We start from the raw sequence: 7,099 nt of genomic DNA, 5'->3' as shown, positions 1-7,099 counted from the left end.
GTCCCATTCCGAACCCGGAAGCTAAGACCCACAGCGCCGATGGTACTGCACCCGGGAGGGTGTGGGAGAGTAGGACACCGCCGGACACACATTAGGCAAGAGCCCCGACCACAGGTCGGGGCTCTTCCCCTTTAACCACCACAACACAACATCAGCCACCACCCACACACCCCAACACCGCATCCACCACATGGCTCCGCTGCTTGTCCCGTCGATACACCAGGTACTCCACTATCGGCGGTATCGGATCAACAAAATCAAGCAACACCAGCCGAGGATCGTCGTTGAACTCGTCCTCCGCCACTACACCTGCCGAGGCCGGCCATCACTGCCGCGTGGACGGCTTCTCTGCTGTCCGTCTCCAGCACTTCGGCTGGCTGGAGACGGGCTGTCGAGAGCGCCGTCTCGATGGATCTGCGCGTCACCGAGCCGATCTCCCTGATGATCAACGGGTGCACTACCAAATCCCGGAGGCGGATCACCTTGCCGTGTGCCAAGGCGTGGTCCTGCCGAACAAAGGCCACCAGGTCCTGCGTTCCGAGCTGGCGTGCAATCAAGTCAGGATGCGGCGTTTCGTCGGCGATGATGCCGACGTCCACAGTTCCAGCCAGGACCTGTCTGCGTATATCGGCGGAATTTCCGCTGACGAGTTGGATGCTGACTCCGGGGTTCAGTCGCCGGAAGGTGCTGAGCACTCCCACTGCGTTGATGGGTGCGTCGGTGCCGAACCGAAGTTCTCCTTGCATGACGTTGCGGGCTTTGGCCAGGACGCTTTGGGCTTCGAGCTCGGCGGCGAACAACCTGGCCGTAACTTCCAGCAGCTTTCCTCCCACGGGCGTCAGCTCTACGGACCGCCCTGCCCGCTGCAGGAGCTGGACCCCATGAAGCCGTTCCAAAAGGCGGACCTGCTCGGACAGCGTTGGTTGGCTCACGTTCGCAGCTGCGGCCGCAGCGACGTAACTGCCGTGGGTGGCTACGAGGTGAAAGGCCCGCAGATGCGTGAGATTCATAGGCATGGCCTAAGTCTCCTATAGATATGAGCGGCTGCTCCTATGAGTTGTGGTCACAGCCACGTACCGTCATGGCTGTGAAGAATGAATCCCACGTCCTGGTAGTCGGAATCGATGGCGTCCGTTACGACTCGCTGATGTCCGCGGCCACTCCAGCCCTGGACCAGATCGCACGGAACGGCTTTCTGCTCCCCGTCCACGTTCACAGGAAGAATGCCACGATTTCCGGTCCAGTGTGGGCCACGGTGGCCACCGGGGTTTATGCAGACCGGCACAACGTCACCGGGAACCGTGTCCATCCGCTGGAGCTCGCTGCCTACCAAGACTTCACTGCGGTGCTTCGTGCGGCCCGTCCGGAGTCGCGCACCATGATTGCCGCGAGCTGGTTCCCTGTGGCGGCAGCCACCGCGTGCGGGCCTCTCTTCTCTTCCCGTGGCTGGGTGCCGGAGGAGGACCCTGAAGAAGCGAACGACGGCGGCAGTTGGGTAAGTGCCGACGACGCCGTCGCGGATTATGCAGCCGGACGGTTGGAGCGCGAGGACCTTGCGGCATCCTTTGTGTACTTTGGCGAGGCCGACGTCGAAGCCCATAACAACGGCACGGGTATCGGCTACATTTCAGCCATTCAGCGCTGCGATTCCCGCCTGAAAAGGCTATTGGAAGCGATTGAGTCGAGGCCTCGTCGTGATGCCGAATTTTGGACAGTCATAGTGGTGACTGATCACGGACACGTCGATGCCGGTGGCCATGGGGGTGAGACCGAGGCCGAGCGCACAGCCTGGATCGCTGCCTGCGGCGAAAGGGTGCCCAGGGACGTCGTGGCAGTGGACCATGCCGACATCTTTTCCCAGGTACTCGCTACATTTGGTGTGGCGGCAGGAGACACGGACGGGCTCGTGTTCGGCGCCCGTCGTGACCCGCAGGAGCAACCCGCAACGACGGCAGCTCCACGTTGACACTTGCGGTGACGGGGGCAGTCCTCCTGGCAGCGGTCCTGCACAGCGTGTGGAATGCCTTGGCCAAGGCGATTCCGGACCGACTAGCCTCGTCCACCATGATTGCCTTGGCCTATCTGGCATCGGGCCTGGTGGGGGCAGTGGTCTTCGGAGTTCCCCCGCAGCAGTCGTGGCCCTATGTGGTGGCATCGGCCGCCTTGCAGACCTGCTATCTCATCCTGCTGACCACGTCCTACAAGCACGGCGATTTCTCCCAGGTTTATCCGTTGGCCCGCGGCCTCGCTGTCCTCTTGGTTACGGGGATCGCCACCACTTTCCTGGCAGAGAACTTGAGCTTCTGGCAGCTGGCGGGAGTGGCAGTCGTCGCTGGGTCGTTGCTGAGCCTGGCCCTCACAAAACACAGCCCAACGGCCAGTGCCGGCAAGAACGGCAAGGGCACCTTCTTCGCCGTACTCACGGGTGTGGCCATCGCGGCCTACACCTTGGTGGACGGTGTAGGAGTCCGGGTTTCCGGGCAACCGATGGCCTATGTCTCGTGGCTTTTCCTGCTGCAGGGCCTGGTGATTCCCTTGGTCTGCTGGCGCATGGCCTCCGAGAGCCGTTCTTTCCCGCGACGAGTGGCACGGTACTGGAAGCCGGGATTCATCGGAGGACTGGTGTCCATGCTGGCCTACGGAATTGTGGTCTGGGCGCAGAGCCTGGCACCGCTTGCCTTAGTGTCGGCGCTGCGCGAGACCAGTGTCCTGTTGGCTGGAGTCATCGGCGCGGTGTTCTTCAATGAAAAGTTCAGCCGGCTCCGGTTGGGTTTGACGGCGATCGCGGTGGCCGGCATCGCCGCCGTCCAGCTCGGTTAGCCCGAGAAGAACTCCGACAACTCAGAGATCAGCTTGTCCGGAGCCTTGATGGGACCGTCGTGCCCCGAGCCAGGGAGGATGCTGTAGCTGGATCCGGAGAGGACGTCATGGATCTGACCGCACGCAACACCGAAGTAGGCGGGGCTCTTTTCGCCCACCACGATCAGCGTCTCCAGCGGAAGGGCCAGGAACGGCTCGGCGGGCATGTCGGCAGCGATGACGGCCTTAATTTCCCGGACACCGCAGGTCATCAGTTCGCGCATCTGCTTGCCCAAAGGCGTACCGGCGGCCAGCTTGTTGGCCAGGGTCAGCATGGACAGTGGCATGCGCGCGAAGGCGCCGCCGGTTTCCACGCCCTTGATCAGGACGGCGAGGGCGCGGTCATAGTCTCCCGCCGCCGTCGCGCGTTCGTAATCAGGTGTCCAGTCGGCCTTGACGCTGTGGTTGACCGACACAGCAGGGTCGTAGACGGCAAGCCTCTCTACCGGCAGGGTCCGCGCAGCGTGCAGCGCTACGGCGCCGCCAAAGCTGTGCCCAAAGACGTCGGTACTCGACGTGTGCTTCATGACGGCGTCCAAGTCCCGGATGTCGGCCTCGAGCGTGTAGTCCTCGGCCTGCGGTGATGAATCGCCGCGTCCACGTCGGTTGAAAGTATGGACGGGCCGGCCCAGGGCTTCGCTCAGTTTCTGCGCGAAACGCGAGTAATCGGCAGCCGTCACCATGGAGGCAGGAACGACGACGACACCGGAACCTGCCGCTGCCACCCCACCGCCCGTGGTGAGTACTTCGAGGTGTCCGCCGTCGTGGGTCATGATGATGTCGCGCGTCATGACTTGAGCCTAACCGAGCCACCTGAATGCAGGCAGCATGCCGGCCCTTATGTGGAAAAGCAGTCAGTGTGGAAAAGCAGTCAGCGTTTGAAGTAGTCCGAGATATCCGAGACGAGTTCGTTGACCGCTGCAGGAATGGACCCATGGAATCCCTTGGGCGAAACTTCCAACGTGCTGCCGGGAACCGCCCTGTTCAGCCGCGCTGCGGTGACCTTGTAGAACTGGGGGCTCTTCTTGCCCACCATGAAGTGCGTGCTGGAAGGCAGGACGGAGAAATCGGTCGGAGTATCAGCGGCGTCAAAGGCAGCTTTGAGCTCGCCAACGCCTGAAGGCATGAGTTCGCGGAAAAGCCTGTTCACTTTGGTTCCCGACACCACAGCCATGAGTCCCGCCAGAATCGGCTCAGGAACCCGGGCAAGGGCAGTTCCTGGCTGCATTCCGCGCTTCATCCGGGCCAGCGCCCGGCCAACGTCACCTTTGTCGACCGAATCCGCGAAGCCGGCCAGCCAACCGGTGTCCATACTGCCATCGATGTTCACCGCGGCGTCGTAAACAGCGAGCTTGTCCGGCTGGTGGTGCGTGCCCGCAAAGGCCTGGGCGGCGTTCAAGGCCACGGACCCACCCAGGCTGTGGCCAAAGATGTTCCGGGCGCCGGTGGTGTCCATGATGGTGCGGACATCGGCGATCTCCGTAGCCATGGAGTAGTTGTGCGGTTGCTCGGTGGATTTGCCCCGGCCCCGGCGGTCGTACACGTCCACGGCCCAACCGTCACCGAGGCCTTTGGCCAAAGCGACGGAGAAGGGCCGATAAATGAGTGCCGTGAGGAACGCACCACCGATGAGGACTACCCGGCGCTCCCCGGGTGCGTCTTCGGTGCCGTAGCTGTACAAGGCGAGCCGTCCGCCGTCGTGCGTCTGTATATCGCGTTCCCTCACCGGATCATCCTAGGTGGCATCTGAAAGTTCGCCGTGGAGCCGGGTCCCGGAGAGGAACCGCGCTATGCGGGCGGCGAGCCGCTTGCCCGGCCGCAACGGCCCTTCGTGGAACTGCAGCGGCACCACAGCAAAGTCGATCACCGGCACGGCCCCGGCCAGGGCGCGGCCGGTCTCTGCGAAGTACGACGGACTCCAACCGCCGCTGAGCATCAACGTGGGCGTGGAGAGTTCCATGAAGTCGTGAAGGTGGGCATCGGCGTCCAGGACGGCGCGCATTTCGGTGACTGCCGTGGGAAGCAGGGAGCGCATCTCCAAGCCCAGGCGGGTCCGGGCCGACAAGACACTGAGCGTGCGCAGCGCCCCCATGGGCAGATAGGAAATTGGCCCGGCAGTTCCCAACCCCTGCACCAGATGCGCCCACGCGTGATCCAGTTGACCGGCAGTGACCGCTTCCTCAAGCTCGGGCCGCCACCGGCTGCTGAGGTTGCCGGACAGGGAAACCGCGGCGTCGTAAGTGACCAGTTTGTTGATCCTGGCCCGCCTCGCGGCTTGCAGCGCCACGAAGCCGCCGTAGCTGTGCGCCACAACGTCAGTGGAACCGGTCTTCTGCATCACGGCTTGAAGGTCCGCGATCTCTGTCTCCACCGAATAACCGGGCGGCTGCGGCGCGGAATGCCCTCGACCGCGTCTGTTATAGCTGTGCACAGGACGCCCCAGCATGACGCTGAGAGTCCGCGCGAAAGGCCAGTACAGCGAGTCCGTCACCAAAGTGCCATGAACAAGCACGACGCCGGCCGGTTCAGCTGGTGCCTTCGAGCCGGGAATTGAGGCTGCTGACGCGGGCCGGAAGGTGTGCACCTCGAGCTGCCCGCCGCCGTCGACCGTTTCAACTGTCCATGTCTCCACAGCCCCGATTCTATGCGTTTGCGTGATCTTGGGGCCCGGAAGTGAACGCCCGTAATGACCGGTAAACTTAAGGACTGTGACTTCCGCAAACACCCCAGCCCTGAACACCTCCGCAGAGCCCATCGATGCCAGCGAGCAGATGCGCATCCGTATGGAAAAGCGCGCCAAGCTGATCGAGCGCGGCACAGAGGCCTATCCGGTGGGTGTTGAACGGACCCATTCCCTCGGCGAAATCCGTGAGAAGTACGCACACCTGGAAGCCGATGAAACCACCGGCGACACTGTTGGCGTCACCGGGCGCGTCGTGTTCGTGCGCAACACCGGCAAGCTGTGCTTCGCCACCCTCCAGGAGGGCGGCGTGGACGGCAAGGGCGTCCGGCTGCAGGCCATGCTGAGCCTTGCCAACGTCGGCGAGGAAGCGCTCGCCGAGTGGAAGGCCCTGGTTGACCTGGGCGACCACGTGTTCATCAAGGGCGAGGTCATCTCCTCCCGCCGCGGTGAGCTGTCCGTCATGGCCGACTCCTGGTCCATGGCGTCCAAGGCACTGCGCCCCCTCCCGGTACTGCACGCAGAACTGAACGAGGAAACCCGCGTCCGCCAGCGCTACGTAGACCTCATGGTCCGCGACGAAGCCCGCGAGATGGTCTACAAGCGCGCCGCCATCACCCGCTCGGTGCGCGACACCCTGGACCGCCATGGCTACGTGGAGGTGGAAACCCCCATCCTGCAGCTGGTCCACGGCGGCGCCACCGCACGCCCGTTCGAAACGCACATGAACGCGTTCGACCAGAAGATGACACTACGCATCGCAACCGAGCTCTTCCTCAAGCGCGCCGTTGTCGGTGGCATCGACCGCGTTTATGACATGGGCCGTGTTTTCCGCAATGAAGGCGTGGACTCCACACACAGCCCCGAATTCACCACCCTGGAATGCTACGAAGCCTGGGCGGATCAGTTCGTCATGGCCGAGCGCATGAAGGAAATTATCCTCAACGTGGCGGACGTCGTTGGGACACGCACCATCCAAACGGATGCAGGCGAAATCAACCTCGACGGCGAATGGGCCTGGGTCTCGGTTTACCCGGGTATTTCCGAAGCTGTGGGTGTGGAAATTACTCCGGACACTACGGTGGAGGAACTGCTGGCAATTGCTGCCAAGCATGACGTCAAGGTGGACCCCAAGTGGGACGCCGAGAAGATTGTGGTTGAGCTGTTCGGTGAGATTGTGGAACCCACCCTGCTGAACCCGACCTTTGTTTATGACTACCCGCCCTCGGCCCAGCCGCTTGCCCGGCCACATCGTGAAGACGGGCGCCTCATTGAGGCTTGGGACCTGATCATCGGCGGCATGGAGCGCGGTACAGCCTTCTCTGAACTCATTGATCCCGTCATCCAGCGTGAACGCCTGACGGAGCAGTCACGCCGCTCCGCCGCTGGTGATGAGGAAGCGATGCAACTGGACGAGGACTTCCTCCGCGCCCTCGAATACGGCGCGCCGCCCATGGGCGGCATCGGGCTCGGCATTGACCGTTTGGTCATGTTGTTCACCGGGGCCGGAATTCGCGAAACCATTCTGTTCCCCTTGCTGAAGCCTGAAGGACACTGATC

The 7,099-nt window shown here is 63.0% G+C and carries 7 protein-coding genes and 1 rRNA gene; 4 read left to right on the top strand and 4 right to left on the bottom strand.

Annotated elements, in window-relative coordinates; all coding sequences use genetic code 11:
* Positions 1-86, top strand: a 5S ribosomal RNA gene (rrf, locus tag AB4Y77_RS21630); the annotation flags it as partial.
* Positions 87-257: 171 nt separating this feature from the next.
* On the opposite strand, the gene AB4Y77_RS21625 is transcribed toward rrf, so the two are convergent.
* Positions 258-1,016 carry a LysR substrate-binding domain-containing protein gene (locus tag AB4Y77_RS21625; protein WP_442015307.1) on the bottom strand — a complete coding sequence of 253 codons (759 nt, stop codon included), beginning with the start codon at positions 1,014-1,016 and terminating at the stop codon, positions 258-260.
* A 65-nt stretch (positions 1,017-1,081) separates the two neighbouring features.
* Here AB4Y77_RS21625 and AB4Y77_RS21620 point away from each other — a divergent pair, with 65 nt between their 5' ends.
* Positions 1,082-1,966, top strand: a complete 885-nt coding sequence (locus tag AB4Y77_RS21620) for an alkaline phosphatase family protein (protein ID WP_442015306.1) — start codon at positions 1,082-1,084, stop codon at positions 1,964-1,966.
* Positions 1,967-1,974: 8 nt separating this feature from the next.
* Positions 1,975-2,820, top strand: coding sequence for an EamA family transporter (locus AB4Y77_RS21615; protein ID WP_442015305.1), 846 nt, complete (start codon positions 1,975-1,977; stop codon positions 2,818-2,820).
* Here the strand turns inward: AB4Y77_RS21615 and AB4Y77_RS21610 are convergent.
* From AB4Y77_RS21610 to AB4Y77_RS21600, 3 genes are all read right to left on the bottom strand, one after another.
* The gene (locus AB4Y77_RS21610) at positions 2,817-3,650 is read right to left on the bottom strand and encodes an alpha/beta fold hydrolase (protein ID WP_442015304.1); all 834 of its coding nucleotides are present in this window, start codon (positions 3,648-3,650) and stop codon (positions 2,817-2,819) included. The genes AB4Y77_RS21615 and AB4Y77_RS21610 overlap by 4 nt on opposite strands.
* 80 nt (positions 3,651-3,730) lie before the next feature.
* Positions 3,731-4,585, bottom strand: a complete 855-nt coding sequence (locus tag AB4Y77_RS21605) for an alpha/beta fold hydrolase (RefSeq protein ID WP_442015303.1) — start codon at positions 4,583-4,585, stop codon at positions 3,731-3,733.
* A 9-nt stretch (positions 4,586-4,594) separates the two neighbouring features.
* The gene (locus AB4Y77_RS21600) at positions 4,595-5,491 is read right to left on the bottom strand and encodes an alpha/beta fold hydrolase (protein ID WP_442015302.1); all 897 of its coding nucleotides are present in this window, start codon (positions 5,489-5,491) and stop codon (positions 4,595-4,597) included.
* 76 nt (positions 5,492-5,567) lie between these two features.
* On the opposite strand from AB4Y77_RS21600, the gene lysS reads away from it, so the two are divergent.
* Positions 5,568-7,097 carry a lysine--tRNA ligase gene (gene lysS, locus AB4Y77_RS21595; protein WP_311211767.1) on the top strand — a complete coding sequence of 510 codons (1,530 nt, stop codon included), beginning with the start codon at positions 5,568-5,570 and terminating at the stop codon, positions 7,095-7,097.
* The last annotated feature ends 2 nt before the right edge of the window (positions 7,098-7,099 follow it).

This window comes from Paenarthrobacter sp. YAF11_1, assembly GCF_052113445.1.
Lineage (GTDB): Bacteria > Actinomycetota > Actinomycetes > Actinomycetales > Micrococcaceae > Arthrobacter.
This window is presented reverse-complemented; position numbering and strand designations above follow the sequence as displayed.

Bases quoted from the DNA above. Each gene is read 5' to 3' on its own strand.
- AB4Y77_RS21625 (WP_442015307.1), bottom strand. From the start codon at position 1,016: ATGCCTATGAATCTCACGCATCTGCGGGCCTTTCACCTCGTAGCCACC.
- AB4Y77_RS21620 (WP_442015306.1), top strand. From the start codon at position 1,082: ATGGCTGTGAAGAATGAATCCCACGTCCTGGTAGTCGGAATCGATGGC.
- AB4Y77_RS21610 (WP_442015304.1), bottom strand. From the start codon at position 3,650: ATGACGCGCGACATCATCATGACCCACGACGGCGGACACCTCGAAGTA.